Raw genomic sequence first — 23,158 nt, forward strand, 5'->3', positions numbered from 1 at the left:
CGATCATGGGTTTAACCGCCTTTCGCGCGAGCCGGCAAGCGGAAAGAACAAAGGCCGAACACGCTCCTGACAAAGCGCTGTGGAAACAGTCGCACAAAGCGTTGTGGAAACAAGCGCGTTGATCGTTGTGGTCGCCCAAACTTTGTGGAGATACGTGCCGCCGATACCGCCTCGTTCCGCAGAGCCACCCGACTTACCCGCACGTAACCTCCAGGCGATCACATTTTTCGGTAACCGGCTATTCAACGGTTGACGCCAGTAACTCACGGGAGCAGTCTCAAACCGTCAACGGAGCCGGCCGTCTTTCGATGGCCTCGCCGCCCAACAGGCGGTCTGCGAGACGCCGCAGGCGACAGCGATTAGCGCTTCGAACGACATTGTCGCAATGGACATAAGGAGCGGAGCATGACGCCACCGGACAGTCCCTTGAGGCTCCACAGCGAGATGGAGCCGCGGCGGGCATAAGTGCCAGGGTAGACTTGAAACGCCAGCCCGACAAACCGTGACTCGCCGATGCCCTACAATCAGAGACGATAGTCGGATCGTCGGCTGAACGCCGCGTTGCATCCGAAACAGAACGCCGGCAGTCCACTCCCGGCTAAAATTGGATTTCAGATCCATGAAGCCCCATCCGTCTGCACAGCAGGGATGGGGCTTACATTTTGTGGTGTTCGCGTGTGACCCGCTCCGCGATCAGTGGTTCGGGATCCGAGCGCCACCCGTTGCCATGTCGACCGTTATGCTGCCGCCGATCCTGACATCGGTATTGCCGATCTTGAAGGAACCGTCGCTGCCTGCCGGCAGCGCGTCATCGGGTTCCGGTTGCGGCGCCGGCTTGGCGATGCGGTAGTCGCCGCTGACGCCGGGCAGTTTCTGCGCCGAACTGTCGTCGGCAAACGCAGCGCCGGCCATCAGCATGCCGGCAAGCGCGGCGAGGGTAGCGCATAGATGTCTGGGCTGAACGGGCCTGATCATGCGCGGACTATAGGGATGCAACTGGAGCGATGCCAGACGCGCGGCGATCAAATTGCCGCGCGCCTGCCCGCGACGTCAGGCCGCTTTCTTGCGCGTGTCGTAGACGTGGTCGACGAGACCCCAGTCCTTGGCTTCCGCGGCGCTCATGAAATAGTCGCGGTCGAGCGTGCGCTCGACTTCCTCATAGGTCCGGCCGCAGTGCTTGGCGTAGAGCTCTGTCATGTGCTGCTTGGTGCGCACAATGTCCTCGGCGTGGCGCTGGATGTCGGAAGCCTGGCCCTGGAAGCCGCCGAGCGGCTGGTGCAGCACGATCCTGGTATTGGGCAACGCGATGCGCCGTCCCGGTTCGCCGGCCATCAACAGGAAGGAGCCCATCGAGGCGGCAAAGCCCATGCAGACCGTCGACACCGGGCAGGAGATGTATTGCATCGTGTCGTAGATGGCGAAGCCGCTGGTCACCATGCCGCCCGGCGAGTTGATGTAGAGCGAGATCTCTTTGTCGGGATGATCGGATTCCAGCGACAGAAGCTGGGCGCAGACCAGCGCCGAAACATTGTCGTTGATCTCGCCATTGATGAAGACGATGCGCTCGCGCAGCAGCCGCGAAAAGATGTCGAAGGAACGTTCGCCGCGGCTCGATTGCTCGATGACCATCGGCACCAGATTGGCAATGCTCATGACGGTTTTCCTCGGTCCTCTTTTGGTCAGGCCGCGCGCAGCATCATGCAGGGCGCGTTGGCGGCGGCGGGGTTCTTGCGCGCGTCGAGCGAAAGCCCGCAGCCGGCGCCGGAAACTGCGACGAGAGGCTGCGCGGCCGGCACGAAGCCGTCATGGACGATGCTGAGATGCGTGCCGCCCGCGGCCGTGCCGGCAAGCGTGAAAGTGACGATGCTTTCAAAGGCGGGAAGCTGGTCCGCATCCTTCGCGCCGGGCCGCTCGCGCCAGGAATAGCGCAGCAGCCTGCCAGGCTCGGCCTCGAGCACCTCGCATTCGATCGGCGCATGCGGTCCGGCAAAGGCGAAGCGGCTGCCTGCTTGCGCCTTGATGTCGTTCGGCATCATCCAGGCGGCGAGCAGCTCCGGCTGGGTCAGCGCCCGCCAGACTTTTTCCGGCGGATCTGGAAGGTCGCATTCGAAGCTGAGCGGCGCTTCGCTGACCGTCGTGTTTTCGGTTGCCGTCATTGGTCCATTCCCTTCAGAACCGTCTTCAACTTCTCGATGCGTTCCGGCCAGAAGGCGCGGTAGCGTTCGATCCAGCCGAGCAAGGGATCGAGCCCTTGAGGATCGGCGCGGTAATAGGCGTTGCGGCCGGCGCGCCGCTCGACCACCAGGCCGGCGCCGCGCAGCACGGCGAGATGCTGCGAGACCGCCGGCTGCGACACGCTCATACCGGCGCGCAGCTCGGTCACGCTCATCTCGCTGGCGGTCAGGTGCTCGTAGACGGCGCGACGGGTAGGGTCGGCAAGCGCACGAAAAATTTCTGCTTCAATCATGGATAAAGCATAAGTCGACACTTATTGATTTGGCAAGCCTTTATTTGATCGCCATATGGAGGTGCATGTTCAAACCCTGCCTTTGCCGACATTCCTTGACAGAAAGGGCGGTCAAGAATAGAACGAAAAGAGAACGAAAAACCTTGTGGGAAAAGCCAGCCTTTGCGGGCGGCGGCGGCCCGCAGGCTGTAAGGTGAGCGACTTGAAATTTGTTTCGGATGAGCGCGGAGAAGTAAGATGGCGGGTAGCGTCAACAAGGTCATTCTGGTGGGCAATCTCGGGGCGGACCCTGAAATCCGCCGCCTGAATTCCGGCGATCCGGTCGTCAACATCCGCATCGCCACGTCGGAAAGCTGGCGCGACAAGAACACCGGCGAGCGCAAGGACAAGACCGAGTGGCACAATGTCGTCATCTTCAACGATCAACTCGCCAAGGTGGCCGAGCAGTATCTGAAGAAGGGCATGAAGGTCTATGTCGAGGGCCAGCTGCAGACCCGCAAGTGGCAGGACCAGACCGGCAACGACCGCTACACAACCGAAATCGTGTTGCAGAAATTCCGTGGCGAATTGCAGATGCTCGACGCGCGCGGCGAGGGCGGCGGCCAAGTCGGCAATTATTCCGGCGGCGGCAGCCGCGGTTCGGATTTCGGCCAGTCCGGTCCGAATGAAGGTCTCGGCCGCGGTGGTGGTGGCCCCAGGGGTGGCGGCGGTGGCGGCTCGTCGCGCGAGCTTGACGACGAGATCCCGTTCTAACCGCTTCGAAACGGGCATTTGAGGGAAGGCGCAATGTCGCTCGGACCGCTTCTGTCGGCGCCGCCTCCCATTCCATGGCATGCCTTCGCGGCCTTCGCCGCCCTCGCGATCGGCGGCGCCCAACTGGCGTTGCCGAAGGGTACCGTGCGTCAGCGCGCGCTGGGTTATGCCTGGGTGGCGCTGATGCTGGTCATCGCGATATCGAGCTTCTGGATCCAGCAGATCCGCCTTATCGGTCCGTTCAGCCCGATCCATCTTTTGTCGATCCTGGTGCTGGTCACGGTACCGCTGGCGGCGTGGTATGCGCACACGCATAAGGTCGCTGCGCATCGCGGCGCCATGATCAAGCTCTATCTATTCGCGCTTGTCGGCGCCGGCATCTTCACGCTGCTGCCCGGCCGGATCATGCATGCGGTAATGTTCGGTCAGTAGGCGACGGAAACCTCTTAAGGAAGATCAACGTGAAAGCACGCATCAAATGGGTTGAGGAACGCACCTTTGTCGGCGAGTCAGGCAGCGGCCATAAGGTCGTGCTGGGCACCGCGCACGGGCCGGACGGCAAGACGCCTGGACCGAGCCCGATGGAACTGGTGCTGATCGGCACCGGCGGCTGCTCGGCCTATGACGTGGTCCACATCCTCGAGAAAGGCCGCGAGGCGGTCGAGGATTGCGTGGTCGAGCTCGACGCCGATCGGGCCGAGGCCGATCCGAAAGTGTTTATCCGCATCCACCTGCATTTCATCGTCAAGGGCAGGGCCCTGTCGCACGACAAGGTGAAAAGGGCGATCGATCTGTCGATCGAGAAATATTGCTCGGCGTCAGCCATGATGGCGAAGACAGCGACGATCACGCATGATTTTGAGGTGGTCGAGACGGGGGCAAAATAGGGCAGTAGGGCGGTAGGGCGGTAGGGCGGTAGGGCGGTAGGTGGGCTGCCTCGCAGCCGGTCAGGCTGCCATCAGCGCCTTCACGCCGTCGGCCACGAACTGCACCGCTAACGCCGCCAGGATAACGCCCAGCAGCCTGGTCAGGATCGAGCGGCCGGTCTGGCCGAGGATGCGGTCGATGCGTTCCGACAGCACGAACACCAGATAGGTGATGACGAGGCAGAGAAAGATGATGCCGACCAGCGCTGCCTGGGCGGCAAAGCCTTCAAAATGTCCCGATAAGAGCACCGTCGCCGAAATCGCGCCGGGGCCGGCGATCAGCGGGATCGCCAGCGGGAAGGCGGCGATGTTGTGGATCATGTCCTTGGTGATGGCGACGTCGCCGATCTTCTCCTTGCGGTCCTGCCGGCGCTCGAACACCATTTCGAAGGCGATGAAGAACAAGAGAAAACCGCCGGCGACGCGGAAGGCCGGCAGCGTGATGCCGAACACCGACAGGATCGCGGCGCCGGCAAGTGCAAACAGCGCCATGACCAGGAAGCCGATCACCGAGGCGCGCACCGAAACCTGCTGACGTTCCTCGCGATTCATGCCGCGCGTCACGGCGAGGAAGAGCGGCGCCAGTCCGGGCGGGTCGATGGTCACCAGGATGGTGACGAAGGCGTTGAACAGGCTGTCGAAACTCGGCATCGCTGGTCCCCTCCCGCCGGGCGAGGCCCAGGCCCCGCAATTGGTAGAGCAAAGCCCGGGCGGTGGAAACAGGCGGGAGGTAAATCAGCCGGCTATTCGGCATTGCTGCAATAGGCCTCCAGCCGGTAGCCATCCGGATCGACAACGAAGGCGGCATAGTAATTGTCGCCATAGGCCGCGCGCAGTCCGGGCTGGCCGTTGTCCGTGCCGCCCTCACGCAATGCGGCCGCATGGAAGGCGTCGACGCCGGCGCGCGTCGGCGCCGAGAAGCAGAAATGCAGGCCGGAGTCCACGTCAGCCGGTACCGGCCGCCCGGCATCGTTCACCCAAAGCTGGACTGCCTCGCCACCGTAGCCGAGTGAACCGGGCGACTGGCTGAGACAGGAATAGCCGAGCGGCTTCAGCGCTGCGTCGTAAAAGCGTTTCGAAGCGCCGGCGTCACGAACGCGATCGAGACATGGTCAAGCATTGTTTCCTCCATGATTGCAAATGGTTGGTTGCTCAGGCTGGAGTCGCGCGGCGAGCCAAAAACTCGACCTCCGTGCGCCAGGTCGTGCCGCCGTCATGCGAGCGCTCGCCAAGCCAGCGAAACGAGTTTTCGGTGATCTGCGAGAAGCTCCAGCGCACCGACGCGCCGGTGCCGTCGGCGCCGACCTGGACGATGGTGTCATCCCCGGCGCGGCCGAGTTGGCGGCTGTAATACTGGTTGCGCGGGTCGCTCCAGAAGATGTGCCAGGCGTCGGCGCCGGGATCGTAGACGCGCAATGTCGTGCCGTAAAAGGTCCATGGCCCGAGCGACGGGGAGGGACCTGCATCGCGAGCGGGCAGGATCCAGACGTCCTGTACGGCCCTGCCTTCCAGAACCCAGCCGAAATGCACCTCGCCGCGACCTGTGAGCCTTGTCCCATCCTCGAGAATGCGCGTGGCATCGAACGTCCAGGCGCCGACGAAGCGGCCATAGAGCTTCAGCTTTTCGGCGAGGTCTGGTTTGGGCCCGTCGCTGTGCAGGGCCTCGGCAAAGGGATCGGTCATTGTTGCTGCCTCGTTTGTCAGGAGAGGGCTAGCAATAGGGGCATGGCAGGGTTCGTCGCTTGGGAAAAATTGCTATCTTTCGGGCATGACGACGGCACAAAAAACTCTGGCTTCCGGGCACGGTTGGCAGGTGTCCGACGTGGTGTGCACGGCCGTCCCCGGCGACAAACCATTCGAGGAAGAGCATCGCAGCTTTTGCGTTGCCGCAGTGACCAGGGGCATGTTCCGCTATCGCACGCGCCAAGGCACGGCGATGCTGGCGCCGGGCGCTATCCTGCTCGGCAATCCCGGCGCCTGCTACGAATGCGGGCATGAGCACGGCGCCGGCGACCGCTGCCTCTCGTTTCATTTTACCCCGGCCTATATGGAGCGGGTCGTGGCCGATGTGCCGGGCGCGAAACGGCTCGGCTTTGCCGATCCGCGCCTGCCGCCCTTGCCGGCGCTGACGCCTTTGCTCGCCGAGGCGGAGGCGGCGCGGGAGACAGGCGACAGCGACGCGTTCGAGGAACTCGGCCTGCGCATCGCCGGCGCGGTCGCCGCGGCTGCGGCCGGGTCTGCCGCCGCGACCCGAACGCCCAGCCGCCGCGACCAGAAACGGGTTGCCGAAGCGGTGCGGCTGATCGAGCTCAACGCCGAACGGCCGCTTTCGCTGACCGAACTTGCCGACTGCACGGCGACCAGTCCGTATCATTTCCTGCGCATTTTCCGGCAGGTGGCCGGCTTGACGCCCTACCAGTTCCTGCTCAGGACCAGACTGCACCGCGCCGCGGTGCGGCTGCGCAGCTCCGGCGCGACGATCTCGACGATCGCTTTCGACGCGGGCTTCAACGACCTGTCGACCTTCAACCGCCGGTTCCGGCGCGAGATGGGGGAGGCCCCCGGTGCGTATCGCGTCAGGCGATCCCACATACGATAGAGCCGACGCGTTTAATTTGGACCGGCAACTGCGCCAATGACCGGGTATCTCGGGTGCCCATTGTCATTGCTTGAAGACGTAAATCGCGCCTCCGCTGTCATCGGATACGAGGACGGAACCATCCGGCGCTTCCTTGACATCTACGGGGCGACCAACCCCTCTGACGAATGTCGCGACCGAAACAGGGCGACCGCCCTGGAAGCGCACGCGCACGACCTCGCGGCCGACCGGGACCGTCCTGTTCCAACTTCCGTGCTCGGCGACCAAAGCGTCGCCACCGAGACTGCGGAAGAAATGGATTCCTAGCGTTGCGACGTGCGCCTGGAACTCGAAGACGGGTGCAATCTGCTGCGCGGGCGGCCGCGCGTTCTCGAATCCCTTGAGCCGGATTCGGCCACCGAAATAGGGAAAGCCGTAGAAGCCGCTGGGCTGAAGCTCGTTCAATTCGTCAGGCGGGATGTCGTCGCCCATTCTGTCGGCGCCATTGTCGGTGAAGAACATGGCGCCGCCCTTCCAGTCGAAGCCGACCGAATTGCGCACGCCCCAGGCGGCGCGCCGAAAATCGGACCCGTCCTGCTTCATGCTGACGATCGTGCCTTGCAGTCCGTGCGTCAGACAAATGTTGCAAGGTGAACCCAACGAGACATAAAGCCGGGAATCAGGGCCGACGCGGATATAGCGGTAACTATGGACCCCCGAGTTCGTTAACCCCCGACGTATGTCGCGCCTGCCGCTCAGAGTGCCGTCATTCCCGATGTCGAAGGCGGTCACGCTGTTCCTCGAGGCTACAAACAGACGATTGCCGGAGCAGGCGACACCGTTCGCAGCCGAGAATCCGGAGGCGGCCACTCGGGCGCGCCCCCCGGACACCGGCAAGGAATAGACCGAAGAGCCTTTGGTGCCGACGAACAGCATGTCGCCGCAGACCGCCATTTCGCGCGCGGCTGGAACGCGGGCAAGAAGCGCAGCCTGCGCTGCGCCCAGACCGGAAGTGATCACCGCAACGGAAGCCAAAGCGAGAAATCGAATTCCAACGGAAAGCAATCCGGTCCTGAGGGAAAGGACATCCATTGCCACCTCCACACGCAAGCAGGGTCTGCGGGAGGCAATTGGAGCGGCTTATTCCCGTTTCAAGTCGCAGCCACTGACACAGTGGCGACAGCCAGGGCACCAGTGCCAGGCCCCGGCCGCCGTCAGTCCGACGTCGGCCCGCACCAGCCGGGCAGATAATCCGCATCCTTGCTCTTCGCGAGCGCCAGAGCCTCCTTCATCGCCTTGTCGAAGTTCTTCGACACCGCATTGTGATCGATGCGCCGGCGCAGGAAATCCGCCCAGATGAATTCGCTGAACGGCGTCGTGTCCTTGGCATAGCCGCCCAGCCGGCGCAACTCGCCAGCCATGCTTCGGTAGGGATCATCGACCAGCTCGCCAATTGTCTTTGGGATAGCCGAGTAATCGCGGCGCCGGCCGTTCTCATCGAACGGGTGCATCCAGCCGCGATTGTCGAGCACGAAAAGAAATGCGTCCTTGGCGAGCGCGGACAGGTCGCTGATCACGGTCACAAGCACGTCCTTCACACCTTCCTCGAGCAGGCGCGGGCGAGATGATGGTGATCGGTGACGTAGTTGCGGCTTTTGGGGCTCAGCACGACCGGCACCATGTGTTTGCCGAGAAAAGTGCCGGTCTTGTTCTTGGCGTCTTGCGCCCGGATCATCTGGCGTTTCAACGCAACTTCGCGCATGCCGACCGTGATCTGCGTCGGCCGCAATTCCTCGACGGGGACCGGGGTCACAATGGGTTCTCGGGGATCGATCATGGCATTCCATCCTGTTCCTGCTGTTGCGGTTTCCCCGGACCAAGTGTTTTGATCGCCGCATCGACGCTGTGGAATATCCGTTGCGGACCGACGATTTCGGCGATGCCGAACCCGTTCAGCGCCGCCTGGGCGCGTAGTGATTCCATACGGGCGATAGCAAAGATCGCGCCTTTGTCGCGACAATGACGGATGGTGTCGATCAGCGCCTGCGCGGCGGTATAGTCGATCTCGACGATGTTGCTGGCCTCCAGCACCACCAGCTTCACATTCTCGCTCCTGGCCTCGATCAGGCCGCTCAGGCCACGCTTGAAACGGTCGGCGTTTATGAAGGAAAGCGGCGCCTGGAACGCTACCACCAGCACGCCGGGATGCCGCTCGCCTGCGCTGGAACCGCTCGGCGGCCACCAGACCGACGTGCCCGGCACTTGCGCCAGCTCGATCGGCTCAGTGCGCGTCGAGCCCCAGATACCGTGCAGCAGCGACAGGCCGATGCCGATCGCGACGCCGGTTTCGATCGGCAGGACGACGATGGCGATCATGGTGATCAGGATCAGCGCGAACTCGACCGGCGCCTGGCGCCAGACCTTGGCGAACACCTGCCAGCGCAGGATGTGCTGGGTCACGAACATCAGCACCCCGGCCAAAGCAGCCTGCGGCACGTTGGCAAGCAGGCCGCCGCCGAAAGCGCTGAGCGCCAAGACGATGGCCGCCGCGATAAGGCCCGAGAGCTGCGAGCGACCTCCCGTCTGGGCAACGATGGCCGTGCGCGGCGGGCTGGCGTTGACGGCAAAGGCACCGAACAGGCCGGCCACGATGCTGCCTGCGCCGACGCCGACGAAATCGCGGTTGATGTCGGGCGTGTCGCCATCCTGCGGCGCGAAGGAGCGGCTGGTGGCCGCCGTCTGCACCATGACGACAATGGCGATCAGCAGCGCGAGCGGGACGAGGGCCTGCGCGTCCTGAAAGTCGACGGTCGGCATGCCGTGAGCCGACAGCCCGTTCGGCAAGGCGCCGAGCACTTCGACGCCACGGTTCTTCAGGTCGAAGGCGACGACGCCAAGCGTCGCCAGAGCCATGCCGATCAAAGCCGCCGGGATGCGAGCGCTGATATGCTCCGAGACGAAGACGAGGACGAACACGCCGAGCCCGAGCCCAAGGCTCCATGGATTGGTGAGATGAAGATCTGCGGCGATTTCACTAACGCGTCGAACCGTCTCGCCGCTTTCCGCCGGCAGGCCGAGCAAAGAAGGCAGTTGCGAGACGATGATATGGACGGAAATGCCGGCGAGGAAACCGGTCGTGACTGGCACGGACAGGAGATCGGCGATCCAGCCGAGACGGAAAATGCCACTGAGCGTCACCAGAAGCCCCACCATCAGCGCCAGCATGGCGGCGAGCGCCAGATAATGCGGCGAGCCGGAAGTGGCGATCAGCGCCAGCCCGCCGGCGAACAACGGCGTGATCGTCGAATCCGCTCCGGCCGAGAGGTGGCGGTTGGCGCCGAACAGCGCGAAGGCGACCGAGCCGGCGACGAAAGCAAAGAAACCGATCTCCGGCGCGAAGCCGCCGAGGCGCGCCGTCGCCATCTGCTCGGGAATGGCGATCGCGGCCAGTGTAATGCCGGCCGCCATATCCCCGTTGAGGTCCCTGACGCTCCAGCCGCTCAGCGCCCGCAAAGGCAGCCATGAGGCCAGGTTCATTGCGCTTGCGGTTTTTGCCCGATCCATCGCCGACCTTGCCGCATCATGGCGAAAACGACTGTGGCCATATCGTCGCAATCAGCGGTATCCATTTGAAATTACCATCAAAATTGTCGCTGGAAAAGTCGGGCTGATATTGGAGTTTCGGCGAGGCATCCTATATAAGCGGTGAGTGATTCCCGACTGGACTGTGACCTGATTTGACCGACCAGAAGACACCGCGCGGGCCGGACGGCGGCCCCACCGGCATCGAGCCGATTTCGATCATCGAGGAGATGCAGCGCTCCTATCTCGATTACGCCATGAGCGTGATCGTCAGCCGCGCGCTGCCCGACGTGCGTGACGGCCTGAAGCCGGTGCACCGGCGCATCCTCTATGCCATGCAGGAAGGCGGTTACCACTGGAACCGCAAGCATGTGAAATCGTCGCGCATCGTCGGCGATGTGATGGGTAAATACCATCCGCACGGTGACGCCTCGATCTATGACGCCCTGGTTCGCATGGCGCAGGACTGGTCGCTGCGCGTGCCGCTGATCGACGGGCAGGGCAATTTCGGCTCGATCGACGCCGACCCGCCTGCAGCCATGCGCTACACCGAGTCGCGGCTCACCAAGGTCGCGCACGAGCTTCTGGGGGATATCGACAAGGAAACGGTCGATTTTCAGGACAATTACGACGGCGCCGAACAAGAGCCCAAGGTACTGCCTGCGCGTTTCCCAAACCTTCTAGTCAACGGTTCGGGCGGCATCGCCGTCGGCATGGCCACCAACATCCCGCCGCACAACCTGGCCGAAGTGTGCAACGGAGCGATGGCGATCATCGACAATCCAGCCATCGACCTGCCGGCGCTGATGGAGATCGTGCCCGGCCCGGATTTCCCGACGGGCGGCATCGTCCTTGGCCGGTCCGGCATATACAGCGCTTATTCTACCGGCCGCGGCTCGATCGTCATGCGCGGCCGCGTCGAGATCGAAAAGCGCGGAAACGACCGTGAATCCATCGTCGTCACCGAAATTCCCTATCAGGTGAACAAGGCCGCGATGATCGAGAAGATGGCCGAACTGGTGCGCGAAAAGCGCATCGACGGCATTTCCGACATCCGCGACGAGAGCGACCGTCAGGGCTATCGCGTCGTCATCGAACTGAAGCGCGAGGCCGTCGCCGACGTCATCCTCAACCAGCTTTACCGCTTCACGCCGCTGCAGACCTCGTTCGGCGCCAACATGGTGGCGCTCAACGGCGGCAAGCCGGAAGTGATGACGCTGATCGACATGCTGAAAGCCTTCGTCGGTTTCCGCGAGGAGGTGATCAGCCGCCGCACGAAATACCTGCTGCGCAAAGCGCGCGAGCGGGCCCATGTCCTTGTCGGTCTTGCGATTGCCGTCGCCAACATCGATGAGGTGATCAAGCTGATCCGCACCGCGCCCGACCCGCAGACGGCGCGCGAGCAGTTGATGGAGCGGCGCTGGCCCTCGCACGACGTCGCGCCGCTGATCAAGCTAATCGACGATCCGCGCCACCGCATCAACGAGGACGGCACCTACAATCTCTCCGAGGAACAGGCGCGTGCCATCCTCGACCTGCGCCTGCAGCGCCTGACCGCGCTCGGCCGCGACGAGATCGCCGATGAGTTGAACAAGATCGGCGCCGAGATCGTTGATTTCCTTGATATTTTGTCGTCGCGCGCGCGCATCCAGCAGATCGTCAAGGACGAGCTGATCGCGGTCCGCGACGAATTCGGCACGCCGCGCCGCACCGAGCTCTCCGACGGCGGGGCGGACATGGAAGACGAGGACCTGATCCAGCGCGAGGACATGGTCGTCACCGTCAGCCATTCCGGCTACATCAAGCGCGTGCCGCTCTCGCTCTACCGGGCGCAGCGCCGTGGCGGCAAGGGCCGTTCCGGCATGTCGACCAAGGAAGAGGATTTCGTCACCCGGCTGTTCGTCGCCAACACGCACACGCCGGTGCTGTTCTTCTCCTCGCGCGGCATCGTCTACAAGGAGAAGGTCTGGCGGCTGCCGATCGGCAACCCGCAATCGCGCGGCAAGGCGTTGATCAACATGCTGCCGCTCGAGCAGGGCGAGCGCATCACCACCATCATGCCGCTGCCCGAGGACGAGACCAGCTGGGGCGAGCTCGACGTGATGTTCGCGACGACGCGCGGCACCGTTCGCCGCAACAAGCTGTCCGACTTCGTCCAGGTCAACCGCAATGGCAAGATCGCCATGAAGCTGGAGGAAGAGGGCGACGAGATCCTCGGTGTCGAGACTTGCACCGACAATGACGACGTGCTCCTGACGGCGAATTCCGGCCAGTGTATCCGCTTTCGGGTTTCCGACGTGCGCGTCTTCCAGAGCCGCAATTCCGTCGGCGTGCGCGGCATAACCATGGCCGAGACCGACCGCATCATCTCGATGTCGATCATCGAGAACGTCGATGCATCACCCGGCGAGCGCGCAGCCTACCTGAAGCGTGCAGCGGCGGAGCGCAGGCTTGCCGCCGGCGGAGCCGGCGAGGAAGAGGAGATCGCGCTCACCAACGAGGAGGTTGGTGAGGAGGCCGAGCTTTCCGAGGAGCGCTACGAGTTCCTCAAGGCGCATGAAAAGTTTGTGCTGACGGTGACCGAATATGGCTACGGCAAGCGCTCGTCGTCCTACGATTTCCGCCTGACGGGGCGCGGCGGCAAGGGCATCCGCGCCACCGACGTGTCGAAAACGGCCGAGATCGGCCGCCTGGTCGCGACCTTCCCGGTCGGCAATGACGATCAGATCATGCTGGTTTCGGACGGCGGCACGGTCATCCGGGTGCCGGTCAACGGCATACGCTTCGCCAGCCGAGCCACCAAGGGCGTGACGATCTTCAACACGGCCGAAGGCGAGAAGGTTGTGTCGGTGGAGCGGATTTCGGAGCCGCAGTCGGATGAGGAGGTCGAAGACGTGGCTTCGAGCGAGACTGGCACCGACGAGGTGGGCGAAGGCGAGTAGGTTCCGTCCAGGCTTCACCGGCCCTCAAGGCCGGTGCGAAGATAGCGGTGATCAGTGGCGACGGTAGACGTTGCGATGAGCGAACCCATCGAGCCGCTTGGTATTGGCCTTGACGCGCACTCGCGCTGCTTCCTGATGCAACCCGAATGCAGTTGCGATCAGCATCACGATGGTCATTGCAGTGGCAAGCATGTAGATCAGCATTTGCGTGTTCTCCTGGGCTTACAACGATGACATGGGGATTTGGTTTCATCCCTTGAAGCGGCAACCTAGTGAACGCTGAGTGAAACGTTCGTGATTGCCGCGTTCATCTGTCGTTCATCGGCGCGAGAAGGTTCACGGCCGCGCAATCGATGGGATTTGCCTTTGTTGGAGAGGCTCGCTAAAGCGTTCACCGTTTCAAGGAAACGGCGAACCGCTCCATGTGTTTGTTTTGCGCAATCCGGACGGAAAACCGCTCACACTTTTCCCGGAATTGCTCTAGAAGCCTGCCATGACCGAACGCACCGCCCTCTATGCCGGCTCCTTCGACCCGCTGACCAACGGCCATCTCGACGTGCTGAAAGCCTCGCTGGCGGTGGCCGACACCGTCTACGCCGCGATCGGCATCCATCCGGGCAAGAAGCCATTGTTTTCCTTCGAGGAACGCGTGGAGCTGATCGAGGCGGCAACCAAGAACGAGTTCGGCCGCGACGGCGGTCGCATCAAGGTCGTTTCCTTCGATGGGCTGGTCATTGATGCGGCCCGCAAGCACGGCGCCTCGATCATCATCCGGGGTCTGCGCGACGGCACCGACCTCGACTACGAAATGCAGATGGCCGGCATGAACGAGACGATGGCGCCGGAATTGCAGACGGTTTTTCTGCCGGCGAGCCCCTCGGTGCGCACCATTACCGCCACACTCGTGCGCCAGATTGCCTCGATGGGCGGCGACATCCGCCCATTCGTGCCAGCGGCCGTCGCCGGCGCGCTCAACGCCAAGTTCACCAGATAGGCTTTCCCGGAGATCCCTATGCAGCTGAAGAAGCTCGCTTCGTTCCTTGTCGTGCTTGCCGGCCTTTTCGCGGCATCCATGCCGGCTGTCGCCGCCGACAAGGAAAACACCATGATCATCACGCTGAAGGACGGCGACGTGACCATCGCGCTGCGCCCTGACCTGGCGCCCAAGCATGTCGCGCAGATCAAGAAGCTGGTGCGTGACGGCGCCTACGACAATGTCGCGTTCCACCGCGTCATCGACGGCTTCATGGCGCAGACCGGCGACGTCAAGTTCGGCAACATGAAGAAGGGTTTCAACCCCCAAGCCGTCGGCACCGGCGGTTCCGATCTTCCGGACCTGCCGGCCGAGTTCTCGCAGAGCGAGCAGTTCACGCGCGGCGTGGTCGGCATGGCCCGCTCGCAGGCCCCGAATTCGGCGAACTCGCAATTCTTCATCATGTTCGCGCCGGCGCCGAACCTCGACGGCCAGTACACCATCGTCGGCAAGGTGGTCGGCGGCATGGACCTCGTCGACAAGATCAAGAAGGGCGACGAGGCCGACAACGGCACGGTCAGCGACCCCGACCGCATGATCAAGGTCCGCATCGCCGCCGACAGCAAGTAACTCCCTCAATTTTCAAAAGGATTTTCCGACATGGCTGAGATCAAGGACCGCGAGAACGCGCTCATCATGGAAACGACCAAGGGCCCGGTCGTCATCGAGATGTACCCTGAATTGGCGCCCGGGCACGTCGCCCGCATCAAGGAACTGGCGCGTGAGGGCGCCTATGACGGCGTGGTGTTCCATCGCGTCATCGACGGCTTCATGGCGCAGACCGGCGACGTCAAGTTCGGCAATTCCTCGAAGCCCACCTACGCGCCGTCACGCGCTGGCATGGGCGGCTCCGACAAGCCGGACCTCAAAGCCGAGTTCTCCAACGCCAATCACGGCCGCGGCGCCTGCTCGATGGCTAGAGCCCAGAATCCGAACTCGGCGAATTCGCAGTTCTTCATCTGCTTCGACGACGCCGCCTTCCTCAACCGCCAGTACACGGTGTGGGGCCAGGTCATCGAAGGCATGGAGAATGTCGACAAGATCAAGCGCGGCGAGCCGGTGCAGGATCCCGACAAGATCGTGTCGCTGAAGGTCGCGGCAGACGTCAAGTAAGGGCGGAACGATGATGGGCGCTGTCTGGTCCCTGCTCGGCATCCTGTCCGGCGCCTTCATCGCCATCCAGGCGCCGATCAATTCGCAGTTGGCAAAGGGCCTCGGCCTTCCGGTCGCGGCCGCCGCGTTCTCCTTCCTGTCCGGCGCCGTCGTGCTTGGCATCATCGCCGTCGCGGTGGTGAAGCTGCAGGGCATCTCGCTCGACTGGAAAGCGCCGGCGCCCTGGCTGTTCGTTGCCGGCGGTATGCTCGGCGGCTTCTATGTGACGCTGTCGACGATTCTGACGCCACGTATCGGCGCGGCGGCGCTCATGGCCTTCCTGGTCGCCGGCCAGCTGATCGCCGGCATGCTGATCGACCGCGCCGGCTTCCTTGGCGTGGCGGTGCGCGAAATCTCGCTTGGCCGCGTCGCCGGCGCCGTGCTTCTGCTTGCCGGGGCGCTGCTCATCCGGCTCTACTGATGCGCGTCGACCTGTTCGACTTCGACCTGCCGGAGGAGCGCATCGCGCTTCGCCCGGCAGAGCCGCGCGACAGCGCCAGGCTGCTGGTCGTCAAACCGGGCGAAACGCCGCAGGATCGCATCGTCTCCGATCTGCCGTCGCTGCTTCGCGAAGGCGACGTGCTGGTGTTCAACGACACCAAGGTTATTCCGGCGCAACTGAAGGGCATGCGCAAGCGCGGCGAGGCGGTGGCGCAGGTCGAGGCGACGCTGCATATGCGGGTGGCGCCGAACCGCTGGCAGGCCTTCATGCGCCCGGGAAAACGCATCGCCGCCGGCGACCGCATCCACTTCGGCCATGATCAGAATTCCTGCTTCCTCGGCCAGCTCGACGCCACGGTGCTCGAAAAGGGCGAGGCGGGCGAGGCGCTGCTCGGCTTCGATCTTTCCGGGCCGTTCCTCGACGAGGCACTGCACGCCGTCGGCCATATTCCGCTGCCGCCCTATATCGCCTCGAAGCGCGATGACGACGAGCGCGACCGCGCCGATTACCAGACCATCTATGCCAGGGAAGAGGGCGCAGTCGCTGCCCCCACCGCCGGCCTGCATTTCACGCCGGAGCTGTTCGCCGCGCTCGACGCCAAAGGCATCGAGCGCCGCTTCGTCACGCTGCATGTCGGCGCCGGCACCTTCCTGCCGGTGAAAGCGGACGACACGGCCGATCACAAGATGCATGCCGAGACCGGTTCGGTGAGCCCGGAGACGGCGGCGGCGCTCAACGCGGCGAAGGCGCGGGGAGGGCGGATCGTCTGCGTCGGCACGACATCGCTGCGCCTGCTCGAGAGCGCGGCGCGCGCGGATGGCAGGATCGAGCCCTGGTCCGGACCCACCGACATCTTCATCACGCCCGGCTACCGGTTCCGCACGGCCGATATGCTGATGACCAATTTCCATCTGCCGCGCTCGACGCTGTTCATGCTGGTCTCGGCCTTCAGCGGGCTCGAGACGATGCGTGCGGCCTATGCGCATGCCGTCGAGAACCGCTACAGGTTCTATTCCTATGGCGACGCCAGCCTGCTTTACCGAGCGGAGACGAGCGATGGACGATGATCTCGAGAAAATGGACCGCGATACGCTGATCGCGGAGGTGAAGAAGCTGCGCGCCGGCATCCGCGCGCATCGCGACACGACCGGGCATGATCTGTGCTGGCATCACCCCGATCTCTGGGACCTTTTGCCGGAAAAGACCGAGCCGTCGATCGCCGTGCCGCCATGGCCGAAATTCATGCGCGGCTGCATCCGCTACCGGCAGTCGCTCGACGAGCAGGCGCCCGGGGCGCCGGTGCACGACAAGGAATTCAATGGCTGAGACTTTTTCCTTCCGCGTGCTTGCCACCGACGGTAAGGCGCGGCGTGGCCTCGTCTCGATGCCGCGCGGCGAGATCCGCACGCCTGCCTTCATGCCGGTCGGTACCGGCGGCACCGTCAAGACCATGTATATGGATCAGGTGCGCGGCGTCGGCGCCGACATCATCCTTGGCAACACCTACCATCTGATGCTGCGGCCGGGCGCCGAGCGCGTGGCCAGACTCGGCGGCCTGCATGAGTTCGCGCGCTGGCCATATCCGATCCTGACCGACAGCGGCGGCTTCCAGGTCATGTCGCTGTCGAAGCTCAGGAAACTGACCGAACAGGGCGTCACCTTCCGCTCGCATATCGACGGCGCAGCTTACGAAATGTCGCCGGAGCGGTCGATCGAGATCCAGGGACTGCTCGATTCCGATATCCAGATGCAGCTCGACGAATGCACGGCACTTCCGGCCAAGCCGAAGGAAATCGAGCGCGCCATGGAATTGTCGCTGCGCTGGGCCGAGCGCTGCAAGACCGCGTTCGGCGACCAGCCCGGCAAAGCGATGTTCGGCATCGTCCAGGGCGGCGACAGCGCGCCGATGCGCGTGCGTTCGGCGCAGGCGCTGAAGGCGATGGATCTGAAGGGCTATGCCGTCGGCGGGCTGGCGGTCGGCGAGCCGCAGCCGGTGATGCTGGAGATGCTCGACATCACCTGCCCGGAACTGCCGGCCGACAGACCGCGCTACCTGATGGGCGTCGGCACGCCGGACGACATATTGAAATCGGTGGCGCGCGGCATCGACATGTTCGACTGCGTGATGCCGACGCGTGCCGGCCGCCACGGCCTTGCCTACACGCGCCGCGGCAAGGTCAATCTCAGGAATGCCCGCCATGCCGACGATCCGCGGCCGCTCGACGAGGAAAGCGATTGCCCGGCCGCGCGCGATTATTCGCGCGCCTATCTGCATCACCTCGTGCGCTCGCAGGAAGCGCTCGGCGCCATGCTGCTGACCTGGAACAATCTGTCCTACTATCAGAAGCTGATGCAGGACATCCGGGCAGCCATCGAGGCGCAAGCCTTCGAAGCGCGCGCCGCCGAGATCGCCGAAGGCTGGGTGCGGGGCGATATTCCGGCGCTTTGACGCCGCCATTTGTTTTGACGCAATTCCGGACGGAAAATCGCTTCGCCCTTTTCTGATCGCTCAGGTGCTGACCGAGGTTGAAGCGCGCAGGCTGCAGCCGGTGATCTTGAAACTGCCGTCCGCCTGCTGCTGCAGCGTATAGACCGCCTCATAGTCCTTGCCGTCGGGCCCGACGATCAGCACCTGCTGGACGATCGAACCGGGCCCGGTTTCCTCGACCTTGCCGAAGGAATAGGATTGGGGTTTTCGTACCGGTGCGTAGCCATTCGTCACCATGTTCATGAAGGTGTCGACGCTCGGAAAGATCTGCTTCACGTTCGGCGCGGCGAAACTGTAGGCGGTGGCGCCGTCATCGGCGATGAAGGCTTTCAACTGGCTGTCGATGACCGTCTGCGCGGCCTTGATCTCGGCGTCGCCGGCAAAGGCGAGCGAGGCTATCAACATCGGAACAAGAGCTAGTGCGAACAATGCGCGGCGCATGGCCTGCCTCCCGGAATTCGCTTGGCGAACGAATCTAACATACGCGCCGAGGCATGGCGTGGTTTCACCGAGCTGCGCAGATTTCGCCATTTCAGCGTCGGGAGGCGGGACCAGGTGCTCTTCGAGGTGCGCGGCGCGTGAAGCTTGAAAGCCGGGCAGCAGTCTGCCACAAGGGCCGCTTATCCATGAAGCAGGCTGGCAGGACCGGGCAATGAAGGCATTTTTCGTGCAGATCAAGTGCGACCTGGGCAAGTCCTATGAGGTCGCCAGCGCGCTCGCCGATGCCGAGATCGCCTCCGAGATCTACTCGACCGCGGGCAATTACGACCTGCTCGCCAAATTCTATATCGACGACGAGGAAGACGTCGGCCATTTCGTCAACGAGCGGGTGCAGATTCTGCCGGGAATCAAGGACACCTTCACCATCGTTACCTTCCGGGCGTTCTGACCCGGCCTGTCTGTGCCGCGCCGGGAAGCAGGAACTGACCCGGCCTTGCTGTCCATGCCTTGATTTTAGGCAATTTGCATAGAGTGGCCGTCACGGCTTCCCTAAATCACCGATTGCGCTTGATTTTCTCCGGCGAGGCCAGTGAAATGGCCTCAGAGGGGAGTACGCGATTGGCAGCGTTCGACGAAATGCTTCCGGAAGTCTCCGGATTGAGAAGACCTTATGAGGCTTACGATCGCTGGCTGAAGGAGCAGGACCCGGCCAGGCTTACCCAGAAGATGCAGGATGCCGAGCGTGTCTTCCGCAAGACCGGCATCACCTTTGCCGTCTATGGCGAGCAGGAAGCGTCCGAGCGGCTGATCCCTTTCGACATTGTCCCCCGCATCCTCTCCGGCCAGGAATGGCGGAGGCTGACGCAAGGCATCGAGCAGCGTGTGCAGGCGCTGAACGCCTTCCTCGACGATATCTACCACCGCCAGGAGATCCTGCGCGCCGGGCGCGTGCCCAAGGATCTGATCGCCAGAAACGAGGCCTTCCTGCCCGAGATGATCGGGGTCAGGCCGCCGGCCGGCGTCTACACCCACATCATCGGCGTCGATATCGTCCGCATCTCTGAGAACGAGTTCTACGTGCTGGAGGACAATGCCCGCACGCCGTCGGGCGTCTCCTACATGCTGGAGAACCGCGAGACGATGATGCAGCTCTTTCCGGAGCTGTTCCAGAAGATCAAGGTTCGGCCGGTTGAGAATTATCCGCAGCTGCTGCGCCAGTCGCTGGCAGCGGTCAGGCCGCAAAGCGCAAAGGGCACGCCAACCATCGCAGTGCTGACGCCGGGTTCGTACAACTCGGCCTATTTCGAGCACGCGTTCCTTGCCGACCAGATGGGTGTGCAACTCGTCGAAGGGCAGGACCTACGTGTCGTCGACGGCCATGTCGCGATGCGAACCACGGAAGGCTATAAGCAGATCGACGTGCTCTACCGGCGCGTCGACGACAACTTCCTCGATCCGCTGACTTTCCGGCCGGATTCCGCGCTTGGCGTGCCGGGCATCATGGACGTCTACCGCGCCGGCAACATCACGATCGCCAATGCGCCCGGCACCGGCATCGCCGACGACAAGGCGATTTATTCCTACATGCCGGAGATCGTCGAGTTCTACACCGGCCGCAAGGCGATCCTCGGCAACATCCCGACCTGGCGCTGCTCGGAGCCGGACAGCCTCAAATATGTGCTCGAGCACATCGGCGAGCTGGTGATCAAGGAAGTGCACGGCTCGGGCGGCTACGGGATGCTGGTCGGCCCGGCGGCGACCAAGAAGGAATGTGAGGCGTTCGCCAAGAAGCTGCAGGCCAAACCCTCGAACTACATCGCCCAGCCGACGCTGGCGCTGTCGACCTGCCCGATCCTGACCGAAAAGGGCCTGTCGCCGCGCCATGTCGACCTTCGGCCATACGTGCTGGTTTCGGATCGTATCCAGATTGTGCCGGGCGGTTTGACACGCGTCGCGCTCAAGGAGGGGTCCCTGGTGGTCAATTCCTCACAGGGCGGCGGGACGAAAGATACGTGGGTGCTGGATGATTAGGAGCGAATAGAGAGTAGCGAATAGCGAGTAGGAAAAGGGGGATACGACGGCAATCAATTCCTACAGAGATCTGATTGTTTGGAAGGCGGCTTTGAGGTTGGCCGTGGACTGCTATTCGGCCACGAAAGATTTTCCGAACAGCGAAGCGTACGGAATGACCTCTCAGATACGACGCTCGGCGGCTTCCATCGCAGCAAATGTTGCGGAAGGTCACGGAAGAGAAAATACGGGAGCTTTCATTCAATTTCTTCGGGTAGCGCAGGGCTCTCTGAAAGAGTTGGAGACACATCTCATCCTGTGCGGAGAGGTTGGGCTGATGGTCGAAGCGAAGGTCGCCAGCTTGCTTGGCCAAACTGACGAAATAGGAAAGATGCTACGTTCGATGATCCGGAGCCTGCAGCAAAAGTCATGAAGTCTTTTACTCGCTACTCGCTACTCGCTATTCGCTATTCGCTCGACACTGGAGCAAGCTGATATGCTTTTGGGCCGCACCGCCAACGGTCTCTACTGGATGAACCGCTATATCGAGCGGGCCGAAAACATGGCGCGTCTCGTCGATGCCGGCCTGCGCATGGCGCTGACGCGCACCCAGGATGCATCCGAAGAGTGGAACTCGGTGCTGCTCAGCGCCGGTTCGGATATCGCCTTCAGCCAGAAATACCAGGACTACACCGCCGCCAACGTCTCGGACTTCCTGCTGCGCGACACCTCCAACCCGTCGAGCACGATGTCGTCGATCGAGACGGCGCGCAACAATGCCCGAATGGTGCGCACGGCGCTGACGCGCGAGACTTGGGAAAGCATCAACGAAGCCTGGATGTCGCTCAAGCGCATGCTGGCGAGGCCCATCGACGAACGCGACCTGCCGACGGTGCTCGATGCCATAAAGCGCGAGACGGCGCTGATCCGCGGTTCGTTCTACGGCACGATGCTGCGCAACGAGATTTTCGATTTCTCGCAGCTCGGCACCTATGTCGAACGCGCCGACAACACGGCGCGCATCCTCGACGTGAAATATTATGTGCTCCTACCTTCGCTGTCCTGGGTCGGCTCGACGCTGGACAACTATCAGTGGGAGTCGATCCTGCGCTCGGTGTCGGCGCACCGTTCCTATCGCTGGGTTTATGAAGCCGACTACAAGCCGACCAATATCGCCGATTATCTGATCCTCAACGTGCGCATGCCGCGCTCGCTGACCTTCTGCTATCGCTTCCTCGGCGAGCATTTGAAATTCCTCGCCGACGATTACGGCGAGCGCCATGCCTGCCATGCTACGGCCGAGAAGATCCAGGCGATGCTCAGGAAGGGCTCGATCAAGGACATATTCGATCATGGCCTGCACGAGTTCCTGCACGAGTTCATTCGCGACAACACCAGGCTGGGCGACGAGATCGCCCAGGACTACCGGTTCCATTGAGCACGGCCGAGGGCGAACGCTATGCGGCTCAAGATCACCCATCGCACCGAGTATCGCTACGATCAGCCGGTGCAGTATCTGCTGCAGCGGCTGCGCCTGATCCCTTCCAGCGGGCGCACGCAGACCGTCGGCTCCTGGGCGATCAAGGTGGAAGGCGCGCGCGAGGAGGTGCGCTTCACCGACCATTTCGGCAATGACACACGGCTGGCGAGCGCCGAGAGCGGCCAGAACTCGATCATCGTCGAGGCGGCCGGAGACGTGACCACGCATGACACGGCGGGCGTGACCGGCCCGCATCAGGGCTTTGCGCCGCTCTGGTTGTTCGCACAGCAGACGCAACTCACCACTGCGGGCGAGGGCATACGCGAACTTGCGGGCGCGGCCGGGCAGGGCACCGAGATCGAACGATTGCACCGGCTGATGGGCGCCATCCGCGAACGCGTCGCCTACAGACCGGGCACGACCAGCGTCGTGACGCCGGCGGAGGAAGCGCTGGCGCTGAAGTCCGGCGTCTGCCAGGACCACAGCCACATCTTCATCGCGGCAGCCGGCGCCCTCGGTTTTCCCGCTCGCTACGTCAGCGGCTATCTGATGATGGATGCGGCTGTCGAACAGGCAGCGAGCCATGCCTGGGCCGAGGCCTATGTCGTCGGGCTCGGATGGGTTGCCTTCGACCCGGCGAACGGTATCTCTCCCGACGAACGCTATGTGCGGGTGGCGACGGGCCGCGACTATCGCGACGCCTCGCCCGTGTCGGGGATACTCTTGGGACAGGCGCAAGAGAAGCTTGCCGTCACCGTCACGGTAGAGCAGTAATCTGCGCCGGAATCGCTGGAGCGGTTCAGCGTTTGATAGAATCGCCGAACCGCTCTATCTCTTTGTTTTCACGCAATTCAGGGCGGAAAA

General features: G+C 63.1%; 27 protein-coding genes and 2 pseudogenes. 17 read left to right on the forward strand and 12 right to left on the reverse strand.

All coding sequences use genetic code 11. The features are described 5' to 3' along the window. Positions 1 to 693: 693 nt before the first annotated feature. The 4 genes from LB565_RS06365 to LB565_RS06380 all read right to left on the reverse strand — a co-directional run bounded on the left by LB565_RS06365 (position 694) and on the right by LB565_RS06380 (position 2,467). A complete protein-coding gene (locus LB565_RS06365) occupies positions 694 to 975 on the reverse strand; it encodes a hypothetical protein (protein ID WP_224582301.1) in 282 nt (93 codons plus the stop codon). A 75-nt stretch (positions 976 to 1,050) separates the two neighbouring features. Continuing rightward, positions 1,051 to 1,653 carry an ATP-dependent Clp protease proteolytic subunit gene (locus tag LB565_RS06370; RefSeq protein ID WP_411970613.1) on the reverse strand — a complete coding sequence of 201 codons (603 nt, stop codon included), beginning with the start codon at positions 1,651 to 1,653 and terminating at the stop codon, positions 1,051 to 1,053. A 26-nt stretch (positions 1,654 to 1,679) separates the two neighbouring features. Further along, the gene (locus LB565_RS06375; protein WP_224582302.1) at positions 1,680 to 2,156 is read right to left on the reverse strand and encodes an SRPBCC domain-containing protein; all 477 of its coding nucleotides are present in this window, start codon (positions 2,154 to 2,156) and stop codon (positions 1,680 to 1,682) included. Beyond that, entirely contained in the window at positions 2,153 to 2,467 is a 315-nt protein-coding gene (locus LB565_RS06380; protein ID WP_224582303.1) for an ArsR/SmtB family transcription factor, read from the reverse strand. The genes LB565_RS06375 and LB565_RS06380 overlap by 4 nt, the downstream gene beginning before the upstream one ends. A 237-nt stretch (positions 2,468 to 2,704) precedes the next feature. Between LB565_RS06380 and ssb the strand changes: the two genes are divergently transcribed. From ssb to LB565_RS06395, 3 genes are read left to right on the forward strand one after another with little or no spacing between them, the layout of a single operon-like run. After that, entirely contained in the window at positions 2,705 to 3,220 is a 516-nt protein-coding gene (gene ssb / locus LB565_RS06385; protein WP_224582304.1) for a single-stranded DNA-binding protein, read from the forward strand. Positions 3,221 to 3,253: 33 nt separating this feature from the next. Continuing rightward, entirely contained in the window at positions 3,254 to 3,652 is a 399-nt protein-coding gene (locus LB565_RS06390) for a DUF2306 domain-containing protein (protein WP_224582305.1), read from the forward strand. A 29-nt stretch (positions 3,653 to 3,681) separates the two neighbouring features. Further along, the gene (locus LB565_RS06395; RefSeq protein ID WP_224582306.1) at positions 3,682 to 4,107 is read left to right on the forward strand and encodes an OsmC family protein; all 426 of its coding nucleotides are present in this window, start codon (positions 3,682 to 3,684) and stop codon (positions 4,105 to 4,107) included. 60 nt (positions 4,108 to 4,167) lie between these two features. Here LB565_RS06395 and LB565_RS06400 read toward each other — a convergent pair whose 3' ends face one another. The 3 genes and pseudogenes from LB565_RS06400 to LB565_RS06410 all read right to left on the reverse strand — a co-directional run bounded on the left by LB565_RS06400 (position 4,168) and on the right by LB565_RS06410 (position 5,829). After that, a complete protein-coding gene (locus tag LB565_RS06400) occupies positions 4,168 to 4,797 on the reverse strand; it encodes a MarC family protein (RefSeq protein ID WP_224582307.1) in 630 nt (209 codons plus the stop codon). 92 nt (positions 4,798 to 4,889) lie between these two features. Next, positions 4,890 to 5,266, reverse strand: a pseudogene (locus LB565_RS06405) (VOC family protein). 32 nt (positions 5,267 to 5,298) lie between these two features. After that, the gene (locus LB565_RS06410; RefSeq protein ID WP_224582308.1) at positions 5,299 to 5,829 is read right to left on the reverse strand and encodes a hypothetical protein; all 531 of its coding nucleotides are present in this window, start codon (positions 5,827 to 5,829) and stop codon (positions 5,299 to 5,301) included. A gap of 85 nt (positions 5,830 to 5,914) precedes the next feature. Here LB565_RS06410 and LB565_RS06415 point away from each other — a divergent pair, with 85 nt between their 5' ends. Then, the gene (locus LB565_RS06415) at positions 5,915 to 6,745 is read left to right on the forward strand and encodes a helix-turn-helix transcriptional regulator (protein WP_224582309.1); all 831 of its coding nucleotides are present in this window, start codon (positions 5,915 to 5,917) and stop codon (positions 6,743 to 6,745) included. Positions 6,746 to 6,808: 63 nt separating this feature from the next. On the opposite strand, the gene LB565_RS06420 is transcribed toward LB565_RS06415, so the two are convergent. From LB565_RS06420 to LB565_RS06430, 3 genes and pseudogenes are all read right to left on the reverse strand, one after another. Continuing rightward, positions 6,809 to 7,816 carry a PQQ-dependent sugar dehydrogenase gene (locus LB565_RS06420; protein ID WP_318012131.1) on the reverse strand — a complete coding sequence of 336 codons (1,008 nt, stop codon included), beginning with the start codon at positions 7,814 to 7,816 and terminating at the stop codon, positions 6,809 to 6,811. Positions 7,817 to 7,938: 122 nt separating this feature from the next. Further along, positions 7,939 to 8,561 (reverse strand): annotated as a pseudogene (locus LB565_RS06425) (ParB-like protein). Further along, on the reverse strand, positions 8,558 to 10,261 hold the full coding sequence (locus LB565_RS06430) for a SulP family inorganic anion transporter (RefSeq protein ID WP_224582310.1): 1,704 nt from the start codon (positions 10,259 to 10,261) through the stop codon (positions 8,558 to 8,560). Before LB565_RS06430 ends, LB565_RS06425 begins: the two are co-directional and overlap by 4 nt. 200 nt (positions 10,262 to 10,461) lie before the next feature. Here LB565_RS06430 and gyrA point away from each other — a divergent pair, with 200 nt between their 5' ends. Then, on the forward strand, positions 10,462 to 13,248 hold the full coding sequence (gyrA, locus tag LB565_RS06435) for a DNA gyrase subunit A (protein ID WP_224582311.1): 2,787 nt from the start codon (positions 10,462 to 10,464) through the stop codon (positions 13,246 to 13,248). A 51-nt stretch (positions 13,249 to 13,299) separates the two neighbouring features. Here gyrA and LB565_RS06440 read toward each other — a convergent pair whose 3' ends face one another. Next, complete coding sequence (locus LB565_RS06440; RefSeq protein ID WP_095765297.1) at positions 13,300 to 13,452, reverse strand: hypothetical protein; 153 nt, start codon at positions 13,450 to 13,452, stop codon at positions 13,300 to 13,302. Positions 13,453 to 13,741: 289 nt separating this feature from the next. Here LB565_RS06440 and coaD point away from each other — a divergent pair, with 289 nt between their 5' ends. The 7 genes from coaD (at position 13,742) to tgt (ending at position 18,324) form a co-directional block, all read left to right on the forward strand. After that, positions 13,742 to 14,242 (forward strand): pantetheine-phosphate adenylyltransferase, encoded by a 501-nt coding sequence (coaD, locus tag LB565_RS06445; RefSeq protein ID WP_224582312.1) that lies wholly within the window; start codon positions 13,742 to 13,744, stop codon positions 14,240 to 14,242. Positions 14,243 to 14,320: 78 nt separating this feature from the next. Next, positions 14,321 to 14,851 (forward strand): peptidylprolyl isomerase, encoded by a 531-nt coding sequence (locus tag LB565_RS06450; RefSeq protein ID WP_224582548.1) that lies wholly within the window; start codon positions 14,321 to 14,323, stop codon positions 14,849 to 14,851. 30 nt (positions 14,852 to 14,881) lie between these two features. Next, the gene (locus LB565_RS06455; RefSeq protein ID WP_095765300.1) at positions 14,882 to 15,394 is read left to right on the forward strand and encodes a peptidylprolyl isomerase; all 513 of its coding nucleotides are present in this window, start codon (positions 14,882 to 14,884) and stop codon (positions 15,392 to 15,394) included. Positions 15,395 to 15,404: 10 nt separating this feature from the next. Further along, positions 15,405 to 15,854 carry a DMT family transporter gene (locus tag LB565_RS06460; RefSeq protein ID WP_224582313.1) on the forward strand — a complete coding sequence of 150 codons (450 nt, stop codon included), beginning with the start codon at positions 15,405 to 15,407 and terminating at the stop codon, positions 15,852 to 15,854. After that, positions 15,854 to 16,942 carry a tRNA preQ1(34) S-adenosylmethionine ribosyltransferase-isomerase QueA gene (gene queA / locus LB565_RS06465; RefSeq protein WP_224582314.1) on the forward strand — a complete coding sequence of 363 codons (1,089 nt, stop codon included), beginning with the start codon at positions 15,854 to 15,856 and terminating at the stop codon, positions 16,940 to 16,942. The genes LB565_RS06460 and queA overlap by 1 nt, the downstream gene beginning before the upstream one ends. Continuing rightward, positions 16,932 to 17,201 carry a hypothetical protein gene (locus LB565_RS06470; RefSeq protein WP_224511948.1) on the forward strand — a complete coding sequence of 90 codons (270 nt, stop codon included), beginning with the start codon at positions 16,932 to 16,934 and terminating at the stop codon, positions 17,199 to 17,201. The genes queA and LB565_RS06470 overlap by 11 nt, the downstream gene beginning before the upstream one ends. Then, positions 17,194 to 18,324, forward strand: a complete 1,131-nt coding sequence (gene tgt, locus LB565_RS06475; RefSeq protein WP_224582315.1) for a tRNA guanosine(34) transglycosylase Tgt — start codon at positions 17,194 to 17,196, stop codon at positions 18,322 to 18,324. The genes LB565_RS06470 and tgt overlap by 8 nt, the downstream gene beginning before the upstream one ends. A 60-nt stretch (positions 18,325 to 18,384) precedes the next feature. On the opposite strand, the gene LB565_RS06480 is transcribed toward tgt, so the two are convergent. After that, the gene (locus LB565_RS06480; protein WP_224582316.1) at positions 18,385 to 18,804 is read right to left on the reverse strand and encodes a DUF4864 domain-containing protein; all 420 of its coding nucleotides are present in this window, start codon (positions 18,802 to 18,804) and stop codon (positions 18,385 to 18,387) included. A gap of 211 nt (positions 18,805 to 19,015) precedes the next feature. On the opposite strand from LB565_RS06480, the gene LB565_RS06485 reads away from it, so the two are divergent. The 5 genes from LB565_RS06485 (at position 19,016) to LB565_RS06505 (ending at position 23,068) form a co-directional block, all read left to right on the forward strand. After that, complete coding sequence (locus LB565_RS06485; RefSeq protein WP_040995065.1) at positions 19,016 to 19,252, forward strand: Lrp/AsnC ligand binding domain-containing protein; 237 nt, start codon at positions 19,016 to 19,018, stop codon at positions 19,250 to 19,252. Positions 19,253 to 19,422: 170 nt separating this feature from the next. Next, positions 19,423 to 20,835 (forward strand): circularly permuted type 2 ATP-grasp protein, encoded by a 1,413-nt coding sequence (locus LB565_RS06490; RefSeq protein ID WP_224511945.1) that lies wholly within the window; start codon positions 19,423 to 19,425, stop codon positions 20,833 to 20,835. Positions 20,836 to 20,887: 52 nt separating this feature from the next. Beyond that, on the forward strand, positions 20,888 to 21,247 hold the full coding sequence (locus tag LB565_RS06495; RefSeq protein ID WP_224582549.1) for a four helix bundle protein: 360 nt from the start codon (positions 20,888 to 20,890) through the stop codon (positions 21,245 to 21,247). A gap of 63 nt (positions 21,248 to 21,310) precedes the next feature. After that, a complete protein-coding gene (locus LB565_RS06500) occupies positions 21,311 to 22,252 on the forward strand; it encodes an alpha-E domain-containing protein (protein ID WP_224582317.1) in 942 nt (313 codons plus the stop codon). A 21-nt stretch (positions 22,253 to 22,273) separates the two neighbouring features. Next, on the forward strand, positions 22,274 to 23,068 hold the full coding sequence (locus LB565_RS06505; protein ID WP_224582318.1) for a transglutaminase domain-containing protein: 795 nt from the start codon (positions 22,274 to 22,276) through the stop codon (positions 23,066 to 23,068). Positions 23,069 to 23,158 lie beyond the last annotated feature (90 nt).

Origin of the sequence: Mesorhizobium sp. CA14 (assembly GCF_020165195.1) — a bacterium.
GTDB lineage: Bacteria > Pseudomonadota > Alphaproteobacteria > Rhizobiales > Rhizobiaceae > Mesorhizobium.

What these genes read in the sequence shown, in the direction of transcription:
- LB565_RS06365 (WP_224582301.1), bottom strand. Translation starts at nt 975, where the DNA reads ATGATCAGGCCCGTTCAGCCCAGACATCTATGCGCTACCCTCGCCGCG.
- LB565_RS06370 (WP_411970613.1), bottom strand. Translation starts at nt 1,653, where the DNA reads ATGAGCATTGCCAATCTGGTGCCGATGGTCATCGAGCAATCGAGCCGC.
- LB565_RS06375 (WP_224582302.1), bottom strand. Translation starts at nt 2,156, where the DNA reads ATGACGGCAACCGAAAACACGACGGTCAGCGAAGCGCCGCTCAGCTTC.
- LB565_RS06380 (WP_224582303.1), bottom strand. Translation starts at nt 2,467, where the DNA reads ATGATTGAAGCAGAAATTTTTCGTGCGCTTGCCGACCCTACCCGTCGC.
- ssb (WP_224582304.1), top strand. Translation starts at nt 2,705, where the DNA reads ATGGCGGGTAGCGTCAACAAGGTCATTCTGGTGGGCAATCTCGGGGCG.
- LB565_RS06390 (WP_224582305.1), top strand. Translation starts at nt 3,254, where the DNA reads ATGTCGCTCGGACCGCTTCTGTCGGCGCCGCCTCCCATTCCATGGCAT.
- LB565_RS06400 (WP_224582307.1), bottom strand. Translation starts at nt 4,797, where the DNA reads ATGCCGAGTTTCGACAGCCTGTTCAACGCCTTCGTCACCATCCTGGTG.
- LB565_RS06410 (WP_224582308.1), bottom strand. Translation starts at nt 5,829, where the DNA reads ATGACCGATCCCTTTGCCGAGGCCCTGCACAGCGACGGGCCCAAACCA.
- LB565_RS06415 (WP_224582309.1), top strand. Translation starts at nt 5,915, where the DNA reads ATGACGACGGCACAAAAAACTCTGGCTTCCGGGCACGGTTGGCAGGTG.
- LB565_RS06420 (WP_318012131.1), bottom strand. Translation starts at nt 7,816, where the DNA reads ATGGATGTCCTTTCCCTCAGGACCGGATTGCTTTCCGTTGGAATTCGA.
- LB565_RS06430 (WP_224582310.1), bottom strand. Translation starts at nt 10,261, where the DNA reads ATGAACCTGGCCTCATGGCTGCCTTTGCGGGCGCTGAGCGGCTGGAGC.
- LB565_RS06440 (WP_095765297.1), bottom strand. Translation starts at nt 13,452, where the DNA reads ATGCTGATCTACATGCTTGCCACTGCAATGACCATCGTGATGCTGATC.
- coaD (WP_224582312.1), top strand. Translation starts at nt 13,742, where the DNA reads ATGACCGAACGCACCGCCCTCTATGCCGGCTCCTTCGACCCGCTGACC.
- LB565_RS06450 (WP_224582548.1), top strand. Translation starts at nt 14,321, where the DNA reads ATGCCGGCTGTCGCCGCCGACAAGGAAAACACCATGATCATCACGCTG.
- LB565_RS06455 (WP_095765300.1), top strand. Translation starts at nt 14,882, where the DNA reads ATGGCTGAGATCAAGGACCGCGAGAACGCGCTCATCATGGAAACGACC.
- LB565_RS06460 (WP_224582313.1), top strand. Translation starts at nt 15,405, where the DNA reads ATGATGGGCGCTGTCTGGTCCCTGCTCGGCATCCTGTCCGGCGCCTTC.
- queA (WP_224582314.1), top strand. Translation starts at nt 15,854, where the DNA reads ATGCGCGTCGACCTGTTCGACTTCGACCTGCCGGAGGAGCGCATCGCG.
- LB565_RS06470 (WP_224511948.1), top strand. Translation starts at nt 16,932, where the DNA reads ATGGACGATGATCTCGAGAAAATGGACCGCGATACGCTGATCGCGGAG.
- tgt (WP_224582315.1), top strand. Translation starts at nt 17,194, where the DNA reads ATGGCTGAGACTTTTTCCTTCCGCGTGCTTGCCACCGACGGTAAGGCG.
- LB565_RS06480 (WP_224582316.1), bottom strand. Translation starts at nt 18,804, where the DNA reads ATGCGCCGCGCATTGTTCGCACTAGCTCTTGTTCCGATGTTGATAGCC.
- LB565_RS06485 (WP_040995065.1), top strand. Translation starts at nt 19,016, where the DNA reads ATGAAGGCATTTTTCGTGCAGATCAAGTGCGACCTGGGCAAGTCCTAT.
- LB565_RS06500 (WP_224582317.1), top strand. Translation starts at nt 21,311, where the DNA reads ATGCTTTTGGGCCGCACCGCCAACGGTCTCTACTGGATGAACCGCTAT.
- LB565_RS06505 (WP_224582318.1), top strand. Translation starts at nt 22,274, where the DNA reads ATGCGGCTCAAGATCACCCATCGCACCGAGTATCGCTACGATCAGCCG.